This is a genomic window from Buttiauxella noackiae, assembly GCF_000737905.1.
Taxonomy (GTDB): Bacteria; Pseudomonadota; Gammaproteobacteria; order Enterobacterales; family Enterobacteriaceae; genus Buttiauxella; species Buttiauxella noackiae.
The window spans coordinates 421,671-444,278 of record NZ_JPRU01000001.1; the positions used below are offsets into that span (position 1 = coordinate 421,671).

A 22,608-nucleotide genomic window follows, 5' to 3' on the forward strand; every position below is an offset into this window, starting at 1 on the left:
TTAGTTGCATACTTATCGCGCCGTTCTGGCCTGATATCGCTTTAACCAACGTTCAAATACGGCTGCGGGCATGGGTTTTGCAAATAAGTAGCCCTGCCGCTCATTGACGCCATTCTTCGTCAGGAAGGCGTCTTCTTTCTGGTTTTCAACGCCTTCGGCAATGACCTGTAAATTGAGCGCTTGTGCCACTGCAACGATTGCACGCACCAGCGATTGGGATACCGATTGTTTATGAATATCGCGCACGAAACTTTGGTCGAGTTTTATCGCGTCGATCGGGAAACGGGCAAGCTGAGAAAGTGAGGAATAACCCGTCCCAAAATCATCCAAATGCACTTGGGCACCCAGGCGACTGAATTGTTGAATAACCGAAAGTGCAAGGTCTTCATTTTCAATCAGGCAGCTCTCTGTAAGCTCAACATCAATCGGGCAGTATTCAAAATTGAGATCTTTTAGCGCTTGTTTCAGATCGCTGAAGATTGTCTGATCGGCTAACTGGCGGGCAGAGACGTTGACCGCGACGCGTAAATTAATGCCTTTGTCGCGCCATTTTGCAACCTGCTGGACCACACTTAACATCACCCATCGCCCAAGAGGCACAATTAACCCGGACTCTTCTGCATAGGAGATAAAATCCAACGGCGGAATAAGCCCACGTTCTGGAGATTGCCAACGTACCAGAGCTTCCAGGCTTCTGACTTCACCTCTCCAGGTCATTTTAGGCTGATAGTGAATAACAAGTTGGTCATTATCGAGCGCTTTACGTAAGTTGGTGTCGAGCCATAAATACTCAAACACGCGTTGATTCATTTCTGGAGCAAATACGCAGAACTTGCCACGGCCACTCTCTTTAGCGGTGTACATCGCCGTATCAGCATTGCGAATCAAACTTTCACGGTCCTCACCATGTTGTGGAGCCAGCGAAATACCTAATGAACAACCGGAATAGACTTCAATCAAACCAATGCGGAAGGGCTGTTTTAGCCGCGCCAGAATACGCGATGACATGGCTTCCAGCGTAGCCTGTGAGGTGTCAGTGGCGAGAACAATAAACTCATCACCACCCAGGCGCGCGAGTATCTGTCCTTCATCAAGGCAACTTAGAATCGCTAATGACACGGCCTGCAATAACTGGTCACCAAACATATGCCCGTAAGCGTCATTTACTTTTTTAAAGTTATCAAGATCGAGATAAACGATCCCAACCTGGCTTTCACCACGGTTTTCAATCGCGGAGGTGATTAAATCATTGATGGCATTACGATTGGGTAGGCCAGTGATGGTATCGGTATTCGCCAATACGCGCAGGCGTTCCTGTGCACGGCGTTCTTCGGTGATATCAGTACCAGAGCAAATCAAATAGATTTCATTCTTACCGCTGCCGCTATGGACAAATTTGTTGCGAAACAAAAACAGTCGCTGGCCCTTACGGGTTTTTATCCAGCGTTCTACTTCGTAAGAATTTCCATTACGAAAGAATCCACTAATGTTGCGTTTGGAAGCGGCAGCTTCACTACGGCTCATAAATAATTTAAAAACGTTTTGGCCAATAACTTCTTGTTCTTTAAGGCCGGTATACTCTTCGCTCAAACGGTTGAAACGTTGAATATTGCCTAATCTGTCGAGAATGACGATGACAGAGTTTGCCTCCGACACGACCTGTTCTGCGAATGAGAGCCCTTGTACCAAATCGCGGGCAACAGAAGGGGTGTCATTCCAGGCCGATGCAGTACCTGCCCATTCTTTTTTTGATACCTTCCGGCCAACTAAATGTACGGAAACTTCACTACCAAATAATGAAATCGACATAGTGACGCTTGAAGTTATTACCGTCATTTGGCGGATTTGCTCCGCCTGTTCGGGTTCAAGAGCGACCACCTGGCTGACATCAGAGCTTTCGCTGGCTGCTAATTGCAGAGCGTTGCTATCGTTTGGTAAACGCCAGTATGGGCTGGTTGTCCCTAAATAACGGTAGAGCAGATTTTGCTCCAAATCGTCTTTCATGCTCTCTCCTGAACAGGGGCCGACATAGCGTGTCAGTCTGTTATTCATATTAGCAATATAAACCGATTTTAAAGCGACAACCGTGAGTTAAAGACATTGTTTTTGCAGAAGATGTGAAAAATCTGAATCTTCGGCACTTCGTAGATAGTTTTTCCTACCTTATAACCAGAAGAAAACGAGTTATGGTGCTAATCATTACCCCATTGTGATTATGAGCCTAAATGAATACCCTGCAAAAAAAGACCAAAAAAAAGCTGAACACGAGGTTCAGCTTTTAGATTTAGATGACTAACTTACCGTCAGATTGCTGGACGTGCGATCACACTACGAGTTTCCATACGTACTTCTGCGATTGTCACATCAATCACGTCTGTCACTTTGTATGCTACTTCGCCTTTAATCTGTACCGTTCCTAATTCCTGGCTGCATACCATTTCATCGCGTACGGTATGGATGAATGGGGCAGGGATAAAGGCAACAGCGCCATTTTCAATCAGACGTACGCGCATCCCACCACGGCTAACATCAATGATCTCAGCGCTAAAACGAGTATCCGTTCCGGCTTTGTCATTCAGGAAGCGAGCATATAACCAGTCACCAACATCGCGTTCAGCCATGCGGTTCAGGCGACGACGTTCAGCCATTTGTACAGTGGTTTCGTCTTGTGGACGGGATGCGGTTTCACCTTTGATGATCGCTTTCAACAGGCGATGGTTGATCATATCGCCGTATTTACGAATCGGCGAAGTCCAGGTTGCGTAAGCCTCCAGACCCAGTCCGTAGTGCGGACCGGGTTCAGTGCTGATTTCAGCGAAGGACTGGTAACGACGAATGCGGGTATCAAGGAAACCTGTCGGCTGTGCATCAAGTTCACGGCGCAGTTTACAGAAACCGTTCAGCGTCAGAACTTCTTGCGCATCCACCTCAAGTCCATGGCCTTGAAGCATGTTAGCCAATTGTTCAATGTTTGCCGGATCAAAACCGGTATGGACGTTATAAATGCCGAAGCCCAGTTTTTCACGCAGCACAACGGCTGCACAAACGTTCGCGGCAATCATTGATTCTTCAACAATGCGGTTAGCGATACGACGTGGTTCTGCAACGATATCCAGCACTTCGCCTTTCTCACCTAACACGAAACGGTAATCAGGGCGGTCTTTGAACACCAGCGCATGAGTACGACGCCATTCGGCACGGCTCAGGCAAACGCGTTCCAGCAGGCGGATTTGCTTAGCGATAGTGTCGCTCGGTGGCTGCCAGTCGCCTTTATCTTCCAACCAGTCAGAAACGTTGTCATAGGCCAGTTTGGCTTTTGACTCGATGGTTGCTACGAAGAAGTTAATTCCCTCTTCAATGCTGCCATCTTGCGCGATAACCATACGACACGCGACAACCGGACGAGTCACGTTAGGGCGCAATGAGCATAAATCGTCAGACAACTCGCGAGGCAACATCGGGATGTTAAAGCCCGGCAGATAGTTGGTGAAGGCGCGGACTTTGGCTATTTCATCAAGCTTGCTGCCTTCGACAATCCAGGCGGTAGGATCGGCGATGGCAACGGTCAGTTGTAATTTGCCATCGGCAAGTTCTTCAACATGCAGCGCATCATCCATATCTTCAGTGCTGGCGCTATCGATGGTGACGAAATCCAGAGCGGTTAAATCTTCACGCACCAGGCCTTCATCCAACATTTCAGTCGCTACACCATCTGGTGCTTCACGCTCAAGATTGTGACGTGACAGGGTCACCCACCATGGCGCGAGATGATCGTCACCAAAGGTAATGAATTGTGTCAGATCGGCGTAGAAACCGCGGTCGCCTTTAAGCGGATGGCGTTTCATTTCCGCAACTGCCCAATCACCATTCTGAAAATCATGCGTGACATTGCGGTCGGCGCGGCACTGAATGGCATCACGCAATAATGGATGGTCAGGAACGATAGACAGACGATCGTCCTTACGTTGGACACGGCCAACAAACCGGCTGAGGAACGGTTCGATAAGCTCTTCTGGCTCAGCGGTTTCGCGGTCCTTGTCGGTATGAATCACCGCGCTCACGCGGTCGCCGTGCATCACTTTTTTCATCTGCGGTGGCGGAATAAAGTAACTTTTTTGGGAGTCCACTTCGAGGAAGCCAAAGCCTTTTTCCGTGCCTTTTACCACGCCTTCAACGCGTGGAGTTTGGGAGTGCAGTTGCTGTTTAAGCTGCGCGAGCAGCGGATTATCCTGGAACATGTTTTTTAGTTTTCGTGGCCAAAAGAGCGGCTGACAGTTTTACGCGAAACCACCCTTTGCGGCAAGCGCTGTTTGCCGCAAAGGCATGTGCTATCAATGTTTAGCGGGTATTGCCGAGCCCGATTTTCAATCGATTTATCCAGCCATATAACCCTGAACTGACCAGCAATTGCAAAGCTTCACCTTTACTAAAACCCTGTTCGAATAAAGGTTGAAGCTGGGCTGCGCTAAAACTCCCGGGTGCGCGAGTTAAAACGCGGACAGCCTGGATTATCGCGCGTTCGCGTGGGTGGTTATGGCTCCAGGCTTGTAACGCTCTTTCGCCGTTGCGCATGGTTTCAGGTAAACCACTTTCACCACGCCATGCTTTTGCAAAACCCGTAAAGCAACTGACACTTCCGTTAATACGTGCGGTCAACAGACCGACCAAAATTTGATCATCACAGGCCTGAGCACTCGGAGTGAGCAGAAAATGAGTTATCTGGCCGAAGAGGGAAAAAGCTGTGGCATCGTGAAGCAGCAGCCAACTCATATCTTGCAAGATATTTTGAGACACGCAGTCGTTGTGTACATCCAGTTGCAGTGTGTTTGCATAGCCAGGTTCAACTTGTGGCAAACCTGGTTGCCACACCTTGTCGCCATCAAGGAATAACTCAGTAGGGGCATCCTGCTGGGTATCAAGTCCCGGAAGCCAGCGGACAGGTAAACTTTGTAAAGCCTGGAACACTGCAATCACGCGGGCCTGAAAACCGATAAAGCCAATCAACTGGTTAAATGTCACCATGTCATTAACCGACAGCGCAACTTCATCAAGCTGCTGGCGCGAAATATCATCAATCAGTGTCGGTTGGCTGGCCAGTTGGCGGGCATACTGGGTGATTTGTGTAAGACGGCGGTTGCTTTCGCGCGATGAGTCTGGCCCTGGTTGGGGGGCTAGTCGGGCCGCGTAATGATTGCAAAGTCGCTGAACACCGTACACCTGCGCGACAGTGAGCGCGGTGCTCAGGCGGTCATAGCAACTCAGCGTATGCAGGCGGGTCACGGGGCTGTTTTCTGGCAACAAGCATTCGCTGATATCACGTGCAACTGAAAGCCACGCATACTGAGAGGTGAGCTGGTCAGCGCCGATTTTTAAATCAAGTAAAAAACGGTCTTCGAGAAACGCGGCTTCGGGAACTAACGGAAGCACAGCGGCATCGTTACGACTGGACTGTGTTTCATGGTACCAGTGGCCTTTGCCTGAGATTCGGCGTTGTTCCATGGTCATTCCTTGGTCAAAGAGTTTACAAGCCCGGGAAAAACACCTGACGGCCTGGTTTGCTGCTTTATCCTGGCGTAAGCGCGGGAGGTGACAAAAGAATGATCGGTGATAATAAATATCGGAAAAGTATAACTACGAAAGGAATTTCAGAATTAACAGGCAAGATTATGGGTGAGGCGAGGGAGTTAACAGGGCAGACAGAGCCTGCCCTGTTGTGAACTGAATTAAGCTTTCAATTCCAGTTCGTTCATTGCAGCGATGCTGAAACCACCGTCAACGTGCAGAACTTCACCGGAAACACCGGCAGAGAGGTCTGAACACAAGAACGCTGCTGAGTTGCCCACATCTTCAATGGTCACAGTACGACGAATAGGTGTCACCGCTTCGCAATGTGACAGCATTTTACGGAAGTCTTTAATGCCAGATGCTGCCAGAGTACGGATTGGACCCGCAGAAATGGCGTTCACACGCACACCTTCTGCACCCATCGCGTTTGCCATATAGCGCACGTTAGCTTCCAAAGATGCTTTAGCCAAACCCATCACGTTGTAGTTAGGGATAGCGCGTTCTGCACCCAGGTAAGACAGTGTCAGCAGTGCTGAACCTGGGTTAAGCATTTCACGGCAAACTTTTGCCATCGCAACAAAGCTGTAGGAGCTGATGTCGTGAGCAATTTTGAAGCCTTCACGGGTAACCGCATTCACGTAGTCGCCATCTAACTGGTCGCCTGGTGCGAAACCGATAGAGTGAACGAAGCCGTCGAATTTCGGCCAGCTTTTCGCAAGCTCAGCAAACATCGCATCGATGCTTGCATCTTCTGCAACGTCACACGGCAGAACCAGGTTTGAACCTAAATCTGCAGCAAACCCTTCCACACGGCCTTTCAGTTTTTCATTCTGGTAAGTGAAAGCCAGTTCAGCACCTTCGCGGTGCATAGCCTGTGCGATACCGTAGGCAATGGAGAGTTTACTGGCGACGCCAGTGATCAGAATGCGTTTACCGGTAAGAAAACCCATAGCTTTGAATCCTTATAGTTTCTGCTAATTTTATGACTTTATAATCAACAAGTTGCTGACGGCTAGTCACAATTTTTCAACACGAAAGTGAAATTATATCCCACTCAACGCCTGTTGTATCAGGTTATTTTTCTTACTCGGAACGACTGGTTATCGTGTCACCAGAGGTCTGAACAGATGATTGTACGGAGGAAGCGGTGGATGCATTGCTGACACGGCTGATGAATACTATGTTTTAGGGTGTTCATTTGCACTTGCCTGGAAACAAAATCACCGGAGATAAATGATGAAAATCACTGTTGAGACACAGGTTCATGCGCCCATTGAGCAAGTCTGGGATACCTACAACAACCCGCAAGATATTGAAAAATGGAATACTGCTTCGGCCGACTGGCATACCGTCAATGCGGAAGTAGATTTAAAGCCCGGAGGGAAGTTTTCGTCACGAATGGAAGCGAAGGACGGCAGTATGGGCTTTGATTTTGCAGGTGTTTATACCCACATCATTCCGCATAAATTGATTGAATACACTTTCGGTGACCGTGAAGCGAAAGTCGAATTTACCGAGCAGGAGGGCGGTGTGAAGGTATATCTAGAATTTGACCCTGATACTCAATACCCCATCGAGCATCAGAAAAATGGCTGGCAGGCAATTCTGGATAATTTTGCCCGCTATGTTGAAGAGAAAAAATAACGTGTTAAGGGTGGATCTTCGCAAACGGTATCCACCCTTTATATGTTGGCTTAACGATCTTTGCGCCAAGCATCTGCCGTCAAAGCTTCACCGAAATGGCTGGCAATCAGGCGTTTGGTTAGGTCATGAAGCGGGGAGGCCAGAACCTCAGCAGTGCTGCCTCGTTCAACGACTTCGCCCTGATGCATCACAATAACTTTATCGCTGATGTGTTTCATCATGCCGATATGCTGTGTCACATAAATATAGGCAATGCCCTGTTTTTCCTGAAGTTCAAGCATCAGGTTAATTAATTGCGAACGCATCGACATATCAAGAGATGCCAGCGCTTCGTCGGCAATAATCACTTTCGGACGCAGGATTAACGCGCGCGCCAAACCCAGACGCTGTTTCTGCCCTGGAGCCAGCATATGCGGGTAGTAGCTGGCGTGATCGGGAAGCAAGCCGACCATTCTCAGCGTTTCAATAATTTGCTTGTGACGCGCTTCCGGCTCAAGGTCGGTATTCAGGCGCAGCGGGAAGTCGAGAATTTGCGAAATACGCTGGCGCGGGTTTAGCGAGGTGCTCGGGTCCTGGAAAATCATGCGAATATGCTGGCTTCGGTAGGTGTAATCACCGTATTGCAGCAAATGATCGTTTATCAGCACTTCGCCGGTGGTTGGCTCAACCATCCCGGCAAGCATTTTCGCCAGCGTTGATTTACCTGAGCCATTCTCACCAATAACTGCCAATGTCTGTTTTTCACGCAACGTGAAACTCAGCGGTTTTACTGCGTCAACATGCTGACGCTGGAACAAGCCGGTTCGATAGCGAAACGTTTTACTTAAATTACGAACTTCGAGCAGCGTTTCGACCATTACTGACTCTCCATATTCAGCGGGAAGTGGCAGGCATAAAGATGTGTTTTCGCCCCCATTAAGCGAGGTGTTTCTATACATTCACGCTGCGCATAAGGACAACGTGGCCCAAGCCGACAACCCATTGGTAATTGCTCCAGCAAAGGGATTGCGCCGGGCATAGTATTCAGACGGCTTTTGTGTGGCATCGGGCTGCCAAAATCAGGGATCGCACGGATAAGCGCCTGTGTATACGGGTGGTGCGGGGTGGCAATTAGCTCTTCACTGGTTGCGCTTTCCACGGTTTGCCCACAATACATGACATTAATTTTATCGGCCCATTTGCTCAGCATCTGCAAATCATGGCTGATAAGCAAAATGGTCGTGTTGTTGTACTGATTTAGCCGCGTAAGTAGTTTGAAAATTTGCAACTGCGTGGTTGGTTCCATCGCGTTGGTTGGCTCATCCGCAATCAACAAACGCGGCTGGTTTGCCAACGCAATGGCTATCATCACCTTTTGACATTCACCGTCAGTCAACTCATACGGATAGCTTCGCATCGCATCTTTATGATCTTTGATTCCCACGCGGTGTAACAACTCGGTCGCACGGCGTTTGCGCCAGCCGAAACGCTTCCACCAGCGGCCTTTATACGTCCAGCCCGGAATGTTCTGCATTAGCTGGCGACCAACACGTTCTGATGGGTCCAGACAAGATTGAGGTTCCTGGAAAATCATCGAAACGTTGTGGCCGACAAGGCGACGACGCTCGCGTGAACTCAAACGTAGTAGATCGATGTCATCAAACCGCATACGGTCGGCGGTGACACGCCAGTTGTCTTTGGTCACACCGCAAATCGCTTTAGCAATCAGACTCTTTCCTGAACCGGACTCGCCTACTAAACCGCGGATTTCCCCTTCATTCAGGGTCATGCTGACGCGATCGACGGCTTTTACCCAACCCTCGGAGGTCATAAACTCGATGGTCAGGTTTCGAATATCAAGTAATGGCATTATTGCACCCCCGCATTGATTGCGCGGCGTAAACCGTCGCCCAGCAGGTTGACCAGCAACACACTGATCATGATAGCCACTCCGGGCAACATGACTGTCCACGGAGCGACATAAATCAACTCCAGTGCGTCACCTAGCATCGATCCCCATTCTGGTGAAGGGAGTTGCGCACCAAGGTCCAAAAAACCGAGTGCAGCAATATCCAGAATCGCCATCGATAGCGCACGGGTAATCTCAGTAACCAGAATCGCCGCCGTATTAGGCATCACAGCAAACCAAAGAATATTCAGTGTTGATGCTCCATCAAGGCGTGCGGCGACCACGTAATCTTTTTCCAGTTCGTCGTGTACGGCGCTATAAACAGAACGCACCATACGCGGCAGCAGGGCGAGCCACACGGCAAACATCGCGTGCAATAAATGTGGCCCGACAAACGCCACGACAATAATGGCCAGCAGCAGCGATGGAATCGACAACAGCGTATCGAGAATATGGTTAAGCACAGCAGAGCGAAGGCCATGTGTTGAACCGGCAAACACACCCAGAATAATGCCGCATACAGCTGCAGCAAGCGTAACGATAAACGCGCCGCCAACTGTAGGTGCCGCACCACTTAACAGACGGCTTAAAACATCACGCCCCAGGTCATCTGTACCCAGGAAGAAAGAGACATCGCCATAGCGTGACCATGAAGGGGGTAATAGTTGATACCCCAGGAACTGTTGGTCAATGCCGTAGGGCGCAAAAACACCACCAAAAATACACAGCACTACCAAAGCGCCACAACCATATAGGCCGATCATTGCCGTAGTGTCGCCGTAAAATTTTCGCCATGTCAGGCGCAGAGTGCTTGGCGGGCGCTTCTCGCGATAGACGCTATCGTAAGGCATACCATTCCTTATGTGTCAGAGGGTTAGCCATGGCACCCAAAATATCGGAGATAACGTTCACGATGATGACCAGTGAACCAATGACCATCACGCCAGCAGAAATGGCCGTGTAATCTTGTTGGCGAATCGCGTTGATAAGCCAGCGCCCAAGGCCCGGCCAACTGAATACAACTTCAGTGATCATCGCCAGCGTTAACATGGTTGAAAATTGCAGGCCGAGGCGCGGAATTACCGGCGGTAATGCGTTGTGCAGCACATGGCGATGAAGAATTGTCAGGCGTGATAAACCGCGAGTTGCTGCTGCTTTAATGTAGTTTTGGTCAAACACTTCAATGGTGCTTATACGCATCAGACGCACCACTTCAGTGGTAGGTGCGACTGCTAATGCCACCACCGGCAGCACCATATGACGTATGGCACTGATGATCATCTCTTCGCGATAAGGGGAGTCAGATAGCCAGGCATCAACCAGTGCAAAGCCAGTCACTGATTTCACTTCATAAAGCAAATCAAAGCGCCCGGAAACGGGCAACCAGCCTAATGTTAGCGAGAAAAACATAGTTAGTAGCAGGGCTAACCAGAATACAGGAATAGAAAACCCAACCAGTGCCAGAGCGCTAATCAGCCGGTCTTGCCACTTATTGCGCATGATACCGGCCAGCATTCCCACCGGAATACCTATCAGTAATGCCAGGCCAAATGCCAGGATGCACAGTTCCATAGTGGCAGGGAAGACAATACGTAACTGTTCATTAATCGACTGGCCGTTAATGCTTGATACGCCGAAATCCCAGTGCATGATACTTTCAAACCAGAAGACCCATGCGTTCCACAGTGATGCGCCTTGCAGTGGGGCATGAGGGGTAAAATAGTTGAGGCTAAAACCAATAAAGGTCAGAAAAAACAGCGTCACCAGCAGCAATAGCAGGCGGCGCAGAGTGTAAATAATCATGGTTTTTTCACCTCAACATTCTCACGGGAAACACCCGCAAACGATGCATTACCAAACGGACTTAGCACCAGCCCTTTAATGTCATAGCGATAGGCTTGCAAGCGCAGTGATGACGCCAGTGGAAGTACGGGCAATTGTTCGGCCAGAATGTCCTGAGCCTCGCGATAAGCTTCGATACGAGAGGCCAGTTGCTGAGACGACAATGCTTTTTGCAGTACTTCATCAAACTTAGGGTCACACCAACGAGCATAGTTGGTCTGCGATCGAATCGCGGCGCAACTCAGCATAGGGCGGAAGAAACTGTCCGGGTCGTTACTGTCTGTTGCCCAACCGGCAAGCGTTAAGTCGTGATTCATATCCATTAAGCGAGCTTCCTGGAAACGGCCTTCGACGGGAACAATAATGACCTTCACCCCAATTTGCGCCATATCAGCCTGGATAAGCTCTGCTGTTTTAAGTGGGCTCGGGTTCCATGCCTGAGAACTGGTCGGTACCCATAGACGCAATTCCAGGTTGTTTAACCCGAGCGCTTTTAATTGCTGGCGAGCTTTCTGCGGGTCGTATTCGGTAATTTTGGAGTCACTATCATAAGCCCAGGATGCACGCGGCAAAATAGAGGCGGCTGTTTCGGCTGTACCGTAGTAAATCGACTGCATCAGGCGTTGGTTATTAATAGCCAGTGCCAGAGCATGACGTACTGCCGGGTTATTTAACGGTGCTTTATTAGTATTAAACGCCAGATAAGCGATGTTCATTCCCGGACGCAAGGTAAGGCGCAGCCGCGGATCATCACGTAAAATTGTCAGCTGACTGGCTGCAGGATAGGCCAGCACATCGCATTCGCCGGTAATAAGTTTCGATAAACGACCAGTGCCACCTGAACCCAAATCCAGAACTACCTGCGGCATTAATGGAACACCGCGCCAGAATTTCGGATGGCGTGCGAGGCGAATATATTGCCCCGCGCGATATTCACTTATCTGGAATGGCCCCGTGCCAACCGGCTGACGGTCCATTAATTCCTGACGGTCGGCCTTAGTCAGTTGATCTGCATATTCTGCAGACATCACGGATGCGTAATGTGTAGCCATATGCCATAAGAAAGAGGCATCTGGTTTTTCAAGGCGGAACTCAACGGTGTTGCTATCGAGCTTGCGAACACTTTTTACCGAGTCCGGGAACTGAAGGCTATCGAAGTAAGGATAGTTGCCGCCGTTAACGTTATGCCATGGGTGTTTGCGATCAAACACTCGTTGGAAGCTGAATACCACATCATCGGCATTCAGTGCGCGAGTGGGTTTAAACCATGGTGTGGTCTGGAACTGAACGTTCGAGCGCAGATGAAAACGATAAGTCGCACCGTTATCCAATACTTCCCAGCTCTCGGCCAATTCTGGCACCAGGCGATAAGTGTAAGGATCAACATCCAGCAACCGGTCGTATAACTGTGCGGCAAGGGTGTCCACAGTCAAACCACCGCTGGCCATCTGCGGGTTAAAGGTATTGACCTGACCGTTGACACAATAAACAAATCCGCTGCTACGAATATCGGCTGGCTTTTCAATAGGTGTTGCAGCAAATGCCGCGCCACTCAGGCAGCTAACCGCCAGTAACAGGGAGGAGACAATTCCGCGCATAAGTTTTTGAGTTTTCTCGGGTGATAGCCAAAGTGTATCGCACTCTGAAGGGCTTCCCAAAATATGTCAGGCTATTTTGCTTTTTTTATAAACAAAGCCTGCAAAAAAGGCGGGGAGATGCTGTTTTTTGCAGCATTAACGGCCTTTGCTTAGACCAAAAAACAGCCCTGATACCTATTCAGATAACACAATCTGATGCTTTTTTAGTAACGCGCGCAATTGATGATAAGTGAGCCCGAGCAAATCAGCGGCTTTACGCTGGTTATATTTCGCCTGCTTCAGGCTTTGTTCAACAAGTGTTTTCTCCTGATCGTTTTGCCAGGCGCGTAAATCCATTGGTAGGGCTTGTTGCTGCGGCTCGCCACTTTTTACAACAGGTACAGGTTGCCGGGCAAAGGGATCGAGGATGATTTCATCGACTGGTTCCTCACTGGACCCATGGCGATAAACCGAGCGTTCTACCACGTTTTTTAACTCACGGATATTGCCGGGCCAGGCATAATTCATCAGTGTTAATTGTGCTTCTTCGGTAAATCCAGGAAATAGTGGAAGCTGCAATTCGCGACACATCGTGATCGCGAAATGTTCGGCCATCAACATAATATCGGGTTGACGCTCACGCAGAGGTGGCAGTTTCACTACATCAAAAGCAAGGCGGTCGAGTAAATCAGCACGGAATTTCCCTTCTTCAGCAAGTTTTGGCAGATCGGCGTTGGTTGCACAAACCAGTCGCACATTGACCTGCAACGGCTGGCTGCCGCCAACACGCTCAAGCTCACCGTACTCCACCACGCGTAACAATTTTTCCTGCACCATCATGGGTGCGGTTGCCAGTTCATCAAGAAACAACGTACCGCCGTCGGCACGTTCAAAACGGCCTGGATGGCGCTTCTGAGCGCCGGTAAAAGCCCCAGCTTCATGTCCGAAAAGTTCCGAATCCAGCAAGTTGTCGTTGAGTGCCGCGCAATTAAGGGAGATAAACGGGCCTTGCCACCGACGCGAAAGGAAGTGCAAGCGGTTGGCAATCAACTCTTTACCTGTTCCACGCTCGCCAATCACTAGCACTGGTTTCTCTAGTGGTGCCAGGCGGGAGACTTGCTCCAGAACCTCAAGAAAACTGTTTGCCTCGCCAATCAAGTTATCTTTGCTATCTGCCATGATTAAATTAACCAATAGTTAGTGAATATCACCACTATAAACATAATTGATAGTGAGTCAAATTTAATCACTTCCTTATATATCAATTGGTTAAAAATCTGGCATGCTGATTGCAATAATCATTTCGAGCAAGGTGCCTGGCACCGGAAATAATGACTAAAGAGGATTGAATTATGGGTATTTTTTCTCGTTTTGCCGACATCGTGAATGCCAACATCAACTCACTGCTTGAGAAAGCAGAAGATCCACAGAAGCTGGTACGCCTGATGATTCAGGAAATGGAAGACACGTTAGTTGAAGTGCGTTCCACATCGGCTCGTGCGTTGGCTGAAAAGAAACAGCTTTCTCGTCGTGTAGAACAAGCAACGGCGCAGCAGGCCGAGTGGCAGGAAAAAGCCGAACTGGCACTGCGTAAAGACAAAGAAGATCTGGCACGTGCGGCATTGATCGAAAAACAAAAAATGACCGACCTGATCGCCACCCTGGAAGATGAAGTGGTGCATGTCGATGAAACCCTGGCGCGTATGAAAAAAGAGATTGGTGAGCTTGAGAATAAACTCAGCGAAACCCGCGCGCGCCAGCAGGCGTTAACGCTGCGCCATCAAGCAGCCTCTTCTTCACGCGATGTTCGTCGCCAGTTGGATAGCGGCAAAATCGATGAAGCAATGGCTCGTTTTGAATCTTTTGAGCGCCGCATTGATCAGATGGAATCAGAAGCGGAAAGCCACAGCTTTGGCAAACAGAAAAATCTCGACTCACAGTTTGCTGAACTGAAAGCCGATGACGAGATCAGCGAACAGCTGGCCGCGCTGAAAGCTAAAATGAATAACCAGGAACGTGGGTAATTCACTTTAACTGCGGCGTGCATAGCGCGCCGCAGCTGGCCTGACTTGTAAAAGGAGTACACATGAGCGCGCTTTTTCTTGCCATTCCGTTAACCATATTTGTGTTGTTTGTCGCCCCCATCTGGCTGTGGTTGCACTACAACAACCGTGCAGCGAATGGCGGGCAGCTTTCTCAGGGCGAGCAACAGCGACTGGCGCAGTTAACTGATGAATCACGCCGTATGCGTGAACGTATTCAGACGCTGGAGCAGATCCTTGATGCAGAACATCCGAACTGGAGAGACAAATAATGGTGAACACAATTTCCGGTCGTAAATTGTGGCGTATCCCTGAAAAAGGGATGGTGAAGGGGGTTTGTGCGGGTATCGCGCAATACCTTGATGTACCTGTTAAATTGGTACGCCTGATTACTGTGTTAGCGATGATTTTTGGCCTGTTTTTCTTTGTGATGGTGGCCTACATTGCACTGACTTTTATCCTTGACCCAATGCCCGCGGGTGCCGACCAGGCAACGCCTCAACCGACTACGCGCGATTTGCTCGACGAAGTGGATGCTGAACTTGCGGAAGGGGAGCAGCGTTTACGTTCTATGGAACGCTATATAACCTCTGATACCTTCACGTTACGTAGCCGTTTCCGCCAGCTTTAATGTTCTCTATGGGGGCGAGTGCCCCCGTTGTAATTGGGAGAAATCATGTCTAAATTCCAGACGGCTGCGAACAAGGCTAAGCCGGGCCTGAAAATTGTCGGTAAGTTAGTCTTGCTGACTGCCCTGCGCTATGGACCTGCAGGCGTCGCGGGCTGGGCGGTCAAATCTGTCGCGCGCCGTCCATTGAAAATGCTGCTGGCGCTAACTCTTGAGCCATTGCTGGCACGAGTACTGCGCAAAATTTCAGCGCGTACTCAGGGCGGCAGTGCAAAGTAATCTTTTCTCCACACTTTTGATTTTCAATTCATTTGCCATTGATTCGGTATTAACAAGCCATATTTATTACAATCAGTGAAGATTCTCCTCAGTTGAGAGACAACGGGCGCAACCAGGACGCATATGAACAGAATCAAGAATGAACTGAATGCCCTGATGAACCGGGGTGTGGACCGACATTTACGTCTTGCCGTAACCGGTTTAAGCCGCAGCGGCAAGACGGCTTTTATCACTGCGATGGTAAACCAATTATTGAGCGTGCATAACGGCGCTCGTTTGCCGTTGCTTAATGCGGTGCGTGAAGAACGCCTGCTTGGTGTTAAACGTGTGCCGCAGCGTGATTTAGGTATTCAGCGTTTTACCTATGACGAAGGCCTGGCGCAGTTGTACGGTTCTCCACCTAACTGGCCAACTCCAACTCGCGGTGTTAGTGAGATGCGTCTTGCGCTACGTTACCGTTCTAACGATTCACTGCTGCGCCATTTCAAAGACACATCAACGCTATATCTGGAAATTGTCGATTATCCTGGTGAGTGGTTGTTGGACTTGCCGATGCTGGCGCAAAATTACCTGAGCTGGTCACGCCAGATGACGAGTTTGCTGACAGGTGATCGAGCCGAATGGTCAGCAAAATGGCGCACGCTATGCGAAGGATTAGATCCGCTGGCTCCTGCCGATGAAAACCGCCTTGCCGCAATTTCAGAGGCCTGGACTGAATATCTACTGCACTGCAAACGAGAAGGTTTGCATTTTATCCAGCCGGGGCGTTTTGTGTTACCTGGCGATATGGCCGGGGCTCCGGCGTTGCAATTCTTCCCGTGGCCAGATGTGGATAGCGTTGGTGAGTCCCGACTCGCTCAGGCAGACAAAACGACCAATATCGGCATGTTGCGGACACGCTTTGATTACTACTGTGAAAAAGTAATCAAAGGATTCTACAAGAATCACTTCCTCAAATTTGACCGTCAAATTGTACTGGTAGATTGCCTGCAACCGCTGAACAGTGGGCCGCAAGCATTCAATGATATGCGCCTCGCGCTGACGCAACTGATGCAAAGTTTCCATTACGGCCAGCGCACGCTGTTCCGCCGCCTGTTTTCGCCGGTTATAGACAAACTTTTGTTTGCCGCCACTAAGGCCGATCACGTTACGGTAGATCAGCACGCCAATATGGTCGCGCTGCTTCAGCAACTGGTGCAAGACGCCTGGCAGAATGCGGCATTTGAAGGTATCGACATGGACTGCATGGGGCTTGCATCAGTCCAGGCAACACAAAGTGGCCTGGTTGACGTAAAAGGCGAGCAAATCCCGGCACTGCGTGGTAACCGTTTAAGCGATGGTGCTCCGCTGACAGTCTATCCAGGAGAAGTTCCGGCGCGTTTGCCTGGCAGCGCATTCTGGGAGAAACAAGGTTTTCATTTTGAACAGTTCCGCCCGCAAGTCATGGATGTAGACAGGCCGATGCCACATATTCGTATGGATGCGGCACTGGAGTTTTTAATCGGGGATAAATTGCGATGAATGAACCATTAAAACCACGTATAGATTTCGCGCAGCCACTGGAAGTGGAACAAGAACCAATCTACAAAGCACCACACGCATTTAGTGAGCCTGAAGCAGAAAAATTCACACCAGCACTCAGTCAACTCGATGACATGGAAGACGACGGGCAGGCAGAAGCGGTTATAGAAGCTGCGCTACATCCTAAACGAAGCCTCTGGCGACGTATGGTTCAGGTTGGGCTTGGTCTATTCGGTGTCAGTGTGGTGGCGCAAGGAATCCAATGGACGCATAACGCATTTATCACCCAGGACTGGATTGCGCTCGGTGGCGGTATTGCTGGTGGGTTAATTATTGCCGCAGGGATTGGTTCTGTCGCTACCGAATGGCGACGGTTATGGCGTTTGCGCCAACGAGCCGAAGAACGTGATGAAGCACGTGATTTGATGAACAGTCACGGGATGGGTAAAGGCCGGGCATTTTGTGAAAAACTGGCACGTCAGGCAGGGCTTGATCACGGACATCCTGCTCTACAACGTTGGTATGCGGCAATTCATGAAACGCAAAATGACCGGGAAGTGGTCGAGTTGTATGCACGTCTGGTCCAGCCGGTATTGGATAACCAGGCGCGTCGGGAAATCAGCCGTTCAGCTGCAGAATCAACGCTGATGATCGCAGTAAGCCCGCTGGCGCTGGTGGATATGGCGTTTATTGCATGGCGTAATTTACGACTGATTAACCGAATCGCCACGCTTTACGGCATCGAGTTAGGGTACTACAGCCGTATTCGTTTGTTCCGTCTCGTGCTTCTGAACATCGCCTTTGCCGGAGCGAGTGAACTTGTGCGTGAGGTGGGGATGGACTGGTTAGGCCAGGATCTTGCAGCGCGGCTCTCTACGCGCGCAGCACAGGGAATTGGCGCAGGCTTACTGACCGCTCGTCTTGGGATTAAAGCAATGGAGCTTTGCCGTCCGTTGCCGTGGATTGATGGTGACAAGCCTCGGTTGGGTGACTTCCGTAAACAGTTGTTGGTTCAGCTCAAAGAGACGATGAGTAAGAGCAAAAATAAACCTGTCGAGTGACACTCTGGTGATGCCGTGAGTCTTCAGGTTTACGGCATCACCTCCATTCATAGACTTATCTGTCAACTTTTCTTAACACATCTCTTCTGACCGTAACTTATCTGGAGTATCATCACTCCACCCAATGACTCAGCTTTTTGCAATTGAAGGACACCTCCATGCGTCTGGAAGTTTTTTGCCAGGACCGCCTTGGTCTGACTCGAGAATTACTGGATTTACTTGTGCTGCGTAGTATCGATTTGCGAGGAATCGAAATTGATCCCATTGGGCGAATTTACCTGAATTTCTCGACACTGGAATTTGACTCATTCAGCAGTCTAATGGCTGAAATTCGCCGTATCCCCGGCGTTACGGATGTGCGTACTGTGCCGTGGATGCCTTCCGAACGCGAGCATCGTGCGCTGAGTGCTTTACTTGAAGCGCTACCTGAGCCTGTACTTTCGCTGGATATGAAAAGCAAAGTAGAGCTGGCGAACCCAGCGAGCTGTGCGCTATTCGGACAAAACGAAGACAAGCTGCGTAACCATAATGCCGCAAGCCTGGTGAATGGTTTCAATTTTATGCGTTGGCTTGAAAGTTCTCCGGCCGAATCGCATACCGAACATGTGGTCATCAACGGGCAGAATTTCCTGATGGAAATCACGCCGGTTCATCTGGATGGCGAAAACGAAGAGTCTTCACTGGTGGGTGCGGTTGTTATGCTGCGCTCCACGGTGCGTATGGGTCGCCAGCTACAGAATCTCTCTAACACTGATGTTGGAGCTTTTAGTCAGATTGTCGCCGTCAGCCCAAAAATGCGCCATGTCGTTGATCAGGCACATAAACTGGCATTACTAAATGCACCGTTGCTGATAGTTGGTGATACAGGTACGGGCAAAGATTTACTGGCTCATGCTTGCCATCTTGGTAGCCCGCGAGCGCAGAAACCCTATCTGGCACTCAATTGTGGCTCAATGCCGGATGACGTCGTTGAAAGCGAACTGTTTGGCCACGCGCCAGGGGCATACGCTAACGCTGTTGAAGGTAAAAAAGGTTTCTTCGAGCAGGCGAACGGCGGTTCGGTTCTGTTGGATGAGATTGGCGAGATGTCGCCGCGTATGCAAACTAAACTGCTGCGCTTCCTCAACGATGGGACTTTCCGCCGTGTTGGTGAAGAACACGAAGTCCATGTCGATGTTCGCGTGATTTGCGCCACCCAGAAGAACCTGGTTGAAATGGTACAAAAAGGGGAGTTCCGTGAGGACCTCTACTATCGCCTGAACGTGCTGACCCTGAACCTACCGCCGCTGCGTGATCGTCCGCAGGACATCATGCCATTGACCGAACTGTTTGTGGCACGATTTGCCGATGAACAAGGTGTACCGCGTCCGAAATTGGCAAATGACCTGAGTAATGTGCTTACGCGTTACGGATGGCCGGGAAATGTGCGTCAGTTGAAAAATGCGATTTATCGCGCATTAACGCAATTGGAAGGGTATGAACTGCGCCCACAAGACATTTTGCTGCCTGATTTTGACACCGTCAGTTTGGCTGTGGGTGAAGAGGCGATGGAAGGATCGTTGGATGATATTACCAGCCGCTTTGAGCGCTCGGTACTGACACAGCTTTATCGAACTTATCCAAGTACGCGTAAACTGGCAAAACGCCTGGGTGTGTCACATACGGCAATTGCGAACAAATTACGTGAATATGGTTTGAGCCAGCGTAAAACAGAAGAGTAGTAAGAATGCCCCCGGTTATCGGGGGCATTAACACTTAAGCCTGGAGAGCTTCCAGCGCCGCAGCGTAATCGGGCTCGTTAGTGATTTCATTCACTAACTGGCTGAATACCACTTCATCTTTCTCATTGATAACCACAACCGCACGGGCAGTCAGGCCTTTCAGTGCGCCCTCAGAAATACCAACGCCATAAGCTTGCTGGAATTCAGGGTTACGCAGAGTAGACAACGTTACCACGTTGCTCAGACCTTCTGCGCCGCAGAAGCGAGACTGTGCAAATGGCAGATCGGCAGAAACACACAGTACAACAGTGTTATCCATCTCAGTTGCCAGTTGGTTGAATTTACGCACGGATGCTGCGCAAACGCCGGTATCGATGCTTGGGAAAATGTTCAGTACTTTACGTTTTCCGGCGAACTGGCTCAGTGCAACATCAGAAAGATCTTTTGCTACCAGTGAGAAAGCTTCAGCTTTGTTGCCAGCTTGTGGGATCTGACCTGCAACCGCTACAGGGTTGCCCTGGAAATGAACGATTTGTGACATGTTTGATTTTCCTGTTTACATATAATTAACGCCGCGAACAGTGTATGTCAGTATTCCTCGTCTGAATATAAAAAACTGATACTGCAAGTAAAAGTGTCCCCGGCTATATACCCTTCATACTCCAGGTTCAGATGCGTTGACTGCGCTTACTCACCCGACAAATCTGTCTGGAGCATATTTGAACGCTATTACAGTGGCTCCTGAGAGGTGAGATCCATGGATGAGCCGAATAATCACTTACTTAAGCTCATCGGGACTCGCTCCTTTGCCGCCTCGATGCAGCTTGAATTATTTTCGGTATACTCTGGCAAAGATAAAAAACAACGATCACAGGCAAAACAATAATGAGAACAGTCAAGGTTTACCAGGAAGCATGGCCACTCCATACGCCGTTTGTCATTTCACGCGGTACTCGCAGCGAAGCCGTTGTGGTTGTCGTGGAGTTAGAAGAGGACGGAATTAAAGCTGTGGGTGAATGCACACCGTATCCGCGTTATGGAGAAAGTGATGTTTCTGTTCTGGCACAAATCACTACGATTATCCCGCAGCTTGAAAAGGGGATGACGCGTGCGCAGCTGCAAGACGCCTTGCCGGCTGGGGCCGCGAGAAATGCCGTTGATAGCGCATTGTGGGATTTAGAGGCCAGAAAGAATAAACGCACGCTGGCTTATACAGCAGGTTGTGAGCTTCCGGAATTAATCACAACAGCGCAAACAGTCAGTATTGCCGAGCCAGAGCAAATGGCGAAGGCGGCAAAACTGTTGTGGGATAAGGGGGCGCGTCTTTTGAAAGTCAAAATTGATGACCACCTCATCACTGAACGTATGGTGGCGATTCGGGCTGCGGTTCCGGAAGCCGTTTTAATTGTTGATGCCAATGAAGCATGGCGCAGCGACGGGCTGGCGGCGCGTTGCCAGCTACTGGCCGATCTCAATGTTGCGATGCTTGAGCAGCCTTTACCGGCTGGGCAAGACAGCGCACTGGCGAACTTTATTCATCCGTTACCTATTTGCGCTGATGAAAGTTGCCATACTCGTGAAAGTTTGCCAGCGCTGAAAGGTCGTTACGAAATGGTAAACGTGAAGCTGGACAAAACGGGAGGCTTAACTGAAGCGCTGGCGTTAACTCAGGCCGCACGCGAACAAGGGTTTGATGTGATGTTAGGCTGCATGTTGTGTACCTCGCGGGCAATAGCCGCAGCGTTGCCGCTGGCAGCTAAAGTCCGCTTTGCTGACCTCGATGGACCAACCTGGCTGGCTGTTGATGTCGAACCAGGTTTGCACTTTGAAACCGGCAAACTTTATCCGTAACGGATTATTATTTTTGCCAGTGCAGTAAGCCCATCATGGCATCCAGATACCGCTCACTCGCATCGTCAGCCGAGATGGGCGGGAACTCGGCGGTAATACAAGGCAAATCTAAATCTGCGCACCAACTACCAAAAGAACCGGGCGTTTCATAACCGACACTGGTAACCAACGGCAGTTCGAACGCCTTCGCAAGCCATCCCCCAAGCGCTGAGTTATCAGGATCTTCAATGCAACCTAAAGGGTCGTGGAAAGAGACAACCCATGCAGGTTGTAAGGTATGAATCAGTTGGCATAAGGCTGCGGTCTCTGGCTCAGAACCCGGTTTTTGGCCTGTAGAGAGCACCACATCACGTTCATCCGCGCTACTGTTCCAACGATAAACCGTTTCACCTGATTTCCAGTTAGCTGCGGGGAAATTACGATTCAGGTCCACACCATTGGCGTTGGCGCGTAAGCCAAGTTGGCAACCGTCTGGATTGACGGCCAGCACCACATGATGGCGACGATATTCGGGCTCAAGAGTGCGCAAAGCGCAAGACAGCGTAACCATCGCGGCATTCTCATCGCCATGTGTGCCGGCAATAATTAACCCACTGCGCTGTTCGCTTTGTGCCGCGGGGAACCAAATAAGCGGTGCGCCAAAAACAGATTTACCATAACGTTCGCTACCCGGAGGCAAATGGCCTCGTTGGGAACGGGGGCGGTGGCCTGACATAAATGTCCTTACTAGAATGAGTTGCAATACGTTATTAATATCAGTGTTTAGCAAAAATCTCATCTGAAACAAATAGCCGCCAGGCCGTAGTGCTTAATCAATGAGCAGGGACGTCTTTTTTCGCCAGAAAGCTGCGGGTAATTCCAATTTCAAATGGAACAAGTTGGTACATATGGCTGGGAAATAAGAAACAAAAGATGATATAAAAAAATACTCTTAAGCGTCTGTAACGACAAACTCAGACAATCATTACATTCATTCATCCGTTTATTTA

Annotated in this window: 22 protein-coding genes; 10 read left to right on the forward strand and 12 right to left on the reverse strand. The window is 49.7% G+C overall.

The window, feature by feature from the left end; translation table 11 throughout:
* Positions 1-12 precede the first annotated feature (12 nt).
* The 4 genes from pdeR to fabI form a co-directional block, all read right to left on the reverse strand.
* Complete coding sequence (gene pdeR, locus IX31_RS01885; protein ID WP_034455447.1) at positions 13-2,004, reverse strand: cyclic di-GMP phosphodiesterase; 1,992 nt, start codon at positions 2,002-2,004, stop codon at positions 13-15.
* A 299-nt stretch (positions 2,005-2,303) separates the two neighbouring features.
* Positions 2,304-4,238, reverse strand: a complete 1,935-nt coding sequence (locus tag IX31_RS01890; RefSeq protein ID WP_034455448.1) for an exoribonuclease II — start codon at positions 4,236-4,238, stop codon at positions 2,304-2,306.
* Between the two features lie 100 nt (positions 4,239-4,338).
* The gene (locus tag IX31_RS01895; RefSeq protein WP_034455449.1) at positions 4,339-5,499 is read right to left on the reverse strand and encodes a CMD domain-containing protein; all 1,161 of its coding nucleotides are present in this window, start codon (positions 5,497-5,499) and stop codon (positions 4,339-4,341) included.
* A 224-nt stretch (positions 5,500-5,723) separates the two neighbouring features.
* Positions 5,724-6,515 carry an enoyl-ACP reductase FabI gene (gene fabI / locus IX31_RS01900; RefSeq protein ID WP_034455450.1) on the reverse strand — a complete coding sequence of 264 codons (792 nt, stop codon included), beginning with the start codon at positions 6,513-6,515 and terminating at the stop codon, positions 5,724-5,726.
* Between the two features lie 283 nt (positions 6,516-6,798).
* On the opposite strand from fabI, the gene IX31_RS01905 reads away from it, so the two are divergent.
* The gene (locus IX31_RS01905) at positions 6,799-7,209 is read left to right on the forward strand and encodes an SRPBCC family protein (RefSeq protein WP_034455451.1); all 411 of its coding nucleotides are present in this window, start codon (positions 6,799-6,801) and stop codon (positions 7,207-7,209) included.
* Between the two features lie 50 nt (positions 7,210-7,259).
* On the opposite strand, the gene sapF is transcribed toward IX31_RS01905, so the two are convergent.
* The 6 genes from sapF to pspF form a co-directional block, all read right to left on the reverse strand.
* A complete protein-coding gene (gene sapF, locus IX31_RS01910) occupies positions 7,260-8,066 on the reverse strand; it encodes a putrescine export ABC transporter ATP-binding protein SapF (RefSeq protein ID WP_034455452.1) in 807 nt (268 codons plus the stop codon).
* On the reverse strand, positions 8,066-9,058 hold the full coding sequence (gene sapD / locus IX31_RS01915; RefSeq protein ID WP_034455453.1) for a putrescine export ABC transporter ATP-binding protein SapD: 993 nt from the start codon (positions 9,056-9,058) through the stop codon (positions 8,066-8,068). The genes sapF and sapD overlap by 1 nt, the downstream gene beginning before the upstream one ends.
* Positions 9,058-9,948 (reverse strand): putrescine export ABC transporter permease SapC, encoded by an 891-nt coding sequence (gene sapC / locus IX31_RS01920; protein WP_034455454.1) that lies wholly within the window; start codon positions 9,946-9,948, stop codon positions 9,058-9,060. The genes sapD and sapC overlap by 1 nt, the downstream gene beginning before the upstream one ends.
* On the reverse strand, positions 9,935-10,900 hold the full coding sequence (gene sapB / locus IX31_RS01925) for a putrescine export ABC transporter permease SapB (protein ID WP_034455455.1): 966 nt from the start codon (positions 10,898-10,900) through the stop codon (positions 9,935-9,937). The genes sapC and sapB overlap by 14 nt, the downstream gene beginning before the upstream one ends.
* Positions 10,897-12,537, reverse strand: coding sequence for an ABC transporter substrate-binding protein SapA (sapA, locus tag IX31_RS01930; RefSeq protein WP_034455456.1), 1,641 nt, complete (start codon positions 12,535-12,537; stop codon positions 10,897-10,899). Before sapA ends, sapB begins: the two co-directional genes overlap by 4 nt.
* A gap of 174 nt (positions 12,538-12,711) precedes the next feature.
* A complete protein-coding gene (gene pspF / locus IX31_RS01935) occupies positions 12,712-13,710 on the reverse strand; it encodes a phage shock protein operon transcriptional activator (protein WP_198528548.1) in 999 nt (332 codons plus the stop codon).
* A gap of 158 nt (positions 13,711-13,868) precedes the next feature.
* Here pspF and pspA point away from each other — a divergent pair, with 158 nt between their 5' ends.
* From pspA to tyrR, 7 genes are all read left to right on the forward strand, one after another.
* Positions 13,869-14,540 (forward strand): phage shock protein PspA, encoded by a 672-nt coding sequence (pspA, locus tag IX31_RS01940; RefSeq protein ID WP_034455458.1) that lies wholly within the window; start codon positions 13,869-13,871, stop codon positions 14,538-14,540.
* A gap of 62 nt (positions 14,541-14,602) precedes the next feature.
* Positions 14,603-14,830: an envelope stress response membrane protein PspB gene (pspB, locus tag IX31_RS01945; RefSeq protein WP_034455459.1), complete on the forward strand. Its 228-nt coding sequence runs from the start codon at positions 14,603-14,605 to the stop codon at positions 14,828-14,830.
* Entirely contained in the window at positions 14,830-15,189 is a 360-nt protein-coding gene (gene pspC, locus IX31_RS01950; RefSeq protein WP_034455460.1) for an envelope stress response membrane protein PspC, read from the forward strand. Before pspB ends, pspC begins: the two co-directional genes overlap by 1 nt.
* A gap of 45 nt (positions 15,190-15,234) precedes the next feature.
* Positions 15,235-15,465, forward strand: coding sequence for a phage shock protein PspD (pspD, locus tag IX31_RS01955; RefSeq protein WP_373978627.1), 231 nt, complete (start codon positions 15,235-15,237; stop codon positions 15,463-15,465).
* Between the two features lie 123 nt (positions 15,466-15,588).
* Positions 15,589-16,986 carry a YcjX family GTP-binding protein gene (locus IX31_RS01960; protein WP_034455461.1) on the forward strand — a complete coding sequence of 466 codons (1,398 nt, stop codon included), beginning with the start codon at positions 15,589-15,591 and terminating at the stop codon, positions 16,984-16,986.
* Positions 16,983-18,047: a YcjF family protein gene (locus tag IX31_RS01965; RefSeq protein ID WP_034455462.1), complete on the forward strand. Its 1,065-nt coding sequence runs from the start codon at positions 16,983-16,985 to the stop codon at positions 18,045-18,047. The genes IX31_RS01960 and IX31_RS01965 overlap by 4 nt, the downstream gene beginning before the upstream one ends.
* Positions 18,048-18,205: 158 nt before the next feature.
* Positions 18,206-19,768 carry a transcriptional regulator TyrR gene (gene tyrR, locus IX31_RS01970; RefSeq protein ID WP_034455463.1) on the forward strand — a complete coding sequence of 521 codons (1,563 nt, stop codon included), beginning with the start codon at positions 18,206-18,208 and terminating at the stop codon, positions 19,766-19,768.
* Positions 19,769-19,802: 34 nt separating this feature from the next.
* On the opposite strand, the gene tpx is transcribed toward tyrR, so the two are convergent.
* Positions 19,803-20,309, reverse strand: coding sequence for a thiol peroxidase (tpx, locus tag IX31_RS01975; RefSeq protein ID WP_034455464.1), 507 nt, complete (start codon positions 20,307-20,309; stop codon positions 19,803-19,805).
* A 216-nt stretch (positions 20,310-20,525) separates the two neighbouring features.
* On the opposite strand from tpx, the gene IX31_RS23695 reads away from it, so the two are divergent.
* Both IX31_RS23695 and ycjG read left to right on the forward strand, forming a co-directional pair.
* Positions 20,526-20,654, forward strand: coding sequence for a hypothetical protein (locus IX31_RS23695; protein ID WP_277813389.1), 129 nt, complete (start codon positions 20,526-20,528; stop codon positions 20,652-20,654).
* Entirely contained in the window at positions 20,654-21,619 is a 966-nt protein-coding gene (gene ycjG / locus IX31_RS01980; RefSeq protein ID WP_034455465.1) for an L-Ala-D/L-Glu epimerase, read from the forward strand. Before IX31_RS23695 ends, ycjG begins: the two co-directional genes overlap by 1 nt.
* Before the next feature lie 7 nt (positions 21,620-21,626).
* Here the strand turns inward: ycjG and mpaA are convergent, their stop codons facing one another.
* Positions 21,627-22,334, reverse strand: coding sequence for a murein tripeptide amidase MpaA (mpaA, locus tag IX31_RS01985; protein WP_034455466.1), 708 nt, complete (start codon positions 22,332-22,334; stop codon positions 21,627-21,629).
* Positions 22,335-22,608 lie beyond the last annotated feature (274 nt).

Excerpts from the sequence above, each read along its gene's own strand:
- pdeR (WP_034455447.1), bottom strand. The coding sequence starts at position 2,004 with ATGAAAGACGATTTGGAGCAAAATCTGCTCTACCGTTATTTAGGGACA.
- IX31_RS01890 (WP_034455448.1), bottom strand. The coding sequence starts at position 4,238 with ATGTTCCAGGATAATCCGCTGCTCGCGCAGCTTAAACAGCAACTGCAC.
- IX31_RS01895 (WP_034455449.1), bottom strand. The coding sequence starts at position 5,499 with ATGGAACAACGCCGAATCTCAGGCAAAGGCCACTGGTACCATGAAACA.
- fabI (WP_034455450.1), bottom strand. The coding sequence starts at position 6,515 with ATGGGTTTTCTTACCGGTAAACGCATTCTGATCACTGGCGTCGCCAGT.
- IX31_RS01905 (WP_034455451.1), top strand. The coding sequence starts at position 6,799 with ATGATGAAAATCACTGTTGAGACACAGGTTCATGCGCCCATTGAGCAA.
- sapF (WP_034455452.1), bottom strand. The coding sequence starts at position 8,066 with ATGGTCGAAACGCTGCTCGAAGTTCGTAATTTAAGTAAAACGTTTCGC.
- sapD (WP_034455453.1), bottom strand. The coding sequence starts at position 9,058 with ATGCCATTACTTGATATTCGAAACCTGACCATCGAGTTTATGACCTCC.
- sapC (WP_034455454.1), bottom strand. The coding sequence starts at position 9,948 with ATGCCTTACGATAGCGTCTATCGCGAGAAGCGCCCGCCAAGCACTCTG.
- sapB (WP_034455455.1), bottom strand. The coding sequence starts at position 10,900 with ATGATTATTTACACTCTGCGCCGCCTGCTATTGCTGCTGGTGACGCTG.
- sapA (WP_034455456.1), bottom strand. The coding sequence starts at position 12,537 with ATGCGCGGAATTGTCTCCTCCCTGTTACTGGCGGTTAGCTGCCTGAGT.
- pspA (WP_034455458.1), top strand. The coding sequence starts at position 13,869 with ATGGGTATTTTTTCTCGTTTTGCCGACATCGTGAATGCCAACATCAAC.
- pspB (WP_034455459.1), top strand. The coding sequence starts at position 14,603 with ATGAGCGCGCTTTTTCTTGCCATTCCGTTAACCATATTTGTGTTGTTT.
- pspC (WP_034455460.1), top strand. The coding sequence starts at position 14,830 with ATGGTGAACACAATTTCCGGTCGTAAATTGTGGCGTATCCCTGAAAAA.
- pspD (WP_373978627.1), top strand. The coding sequence starts at position 15,235 with ATGTCTAAATTCCAGACGGCTGCGAACAAGGCTAAGCCGGGCCTGAAA.
- IX31_RS01960 (WP_034455461.1), top strand. The coding sequence starts at position 15,589 with ATGAACAGAATCAAGAATGAACTGAATGCCCTGATGAACCGGGGTGTG.
- IX31_RS01965 (WP_034455462.1), top strand. The coding sequence starts at position 16,983 with ATGAATGAACCATTAAAACCACGTATAGATTTCGCGCAGCCACTGGAA.
- tyrR (WP_034455463.1), top strand. The coding sequence starts at position 18,206 with ATGCGTCTGGAAGTTTTTTGCCAGGACCGCCTTGGTCTGACTCGAGAA.
- tpx (WP_034455464.1), bottom strand. The coding sequence starts at position 20,309 with ATGTCACAAATCGTTCATTTCCAGGGCAACCCTGTAGCGGTTGCAGGT.
- IX31_RS23695 (WP_277813389.1), top strand. The coding sequence starts at position 20,526 with ATGGATGAGCCGAATAATCACTTACTTAAGCTCATCGGGACTCGCTCC.
- ycjG (WP_034455465.1), top strand. The coding sequence starts at position 20,654 with ATGAGAACAGTCAAGGTTTACCAGGAAGCATGGCCACTCCATACGCCG.
- mpaA (WP_034455466.1), bottom strand. The coding sequence starts at position 22,334 with ATGTCAGGCCACCGCCCCCGTTCCCAACGAGGCCATTTGCCTCCGGGT.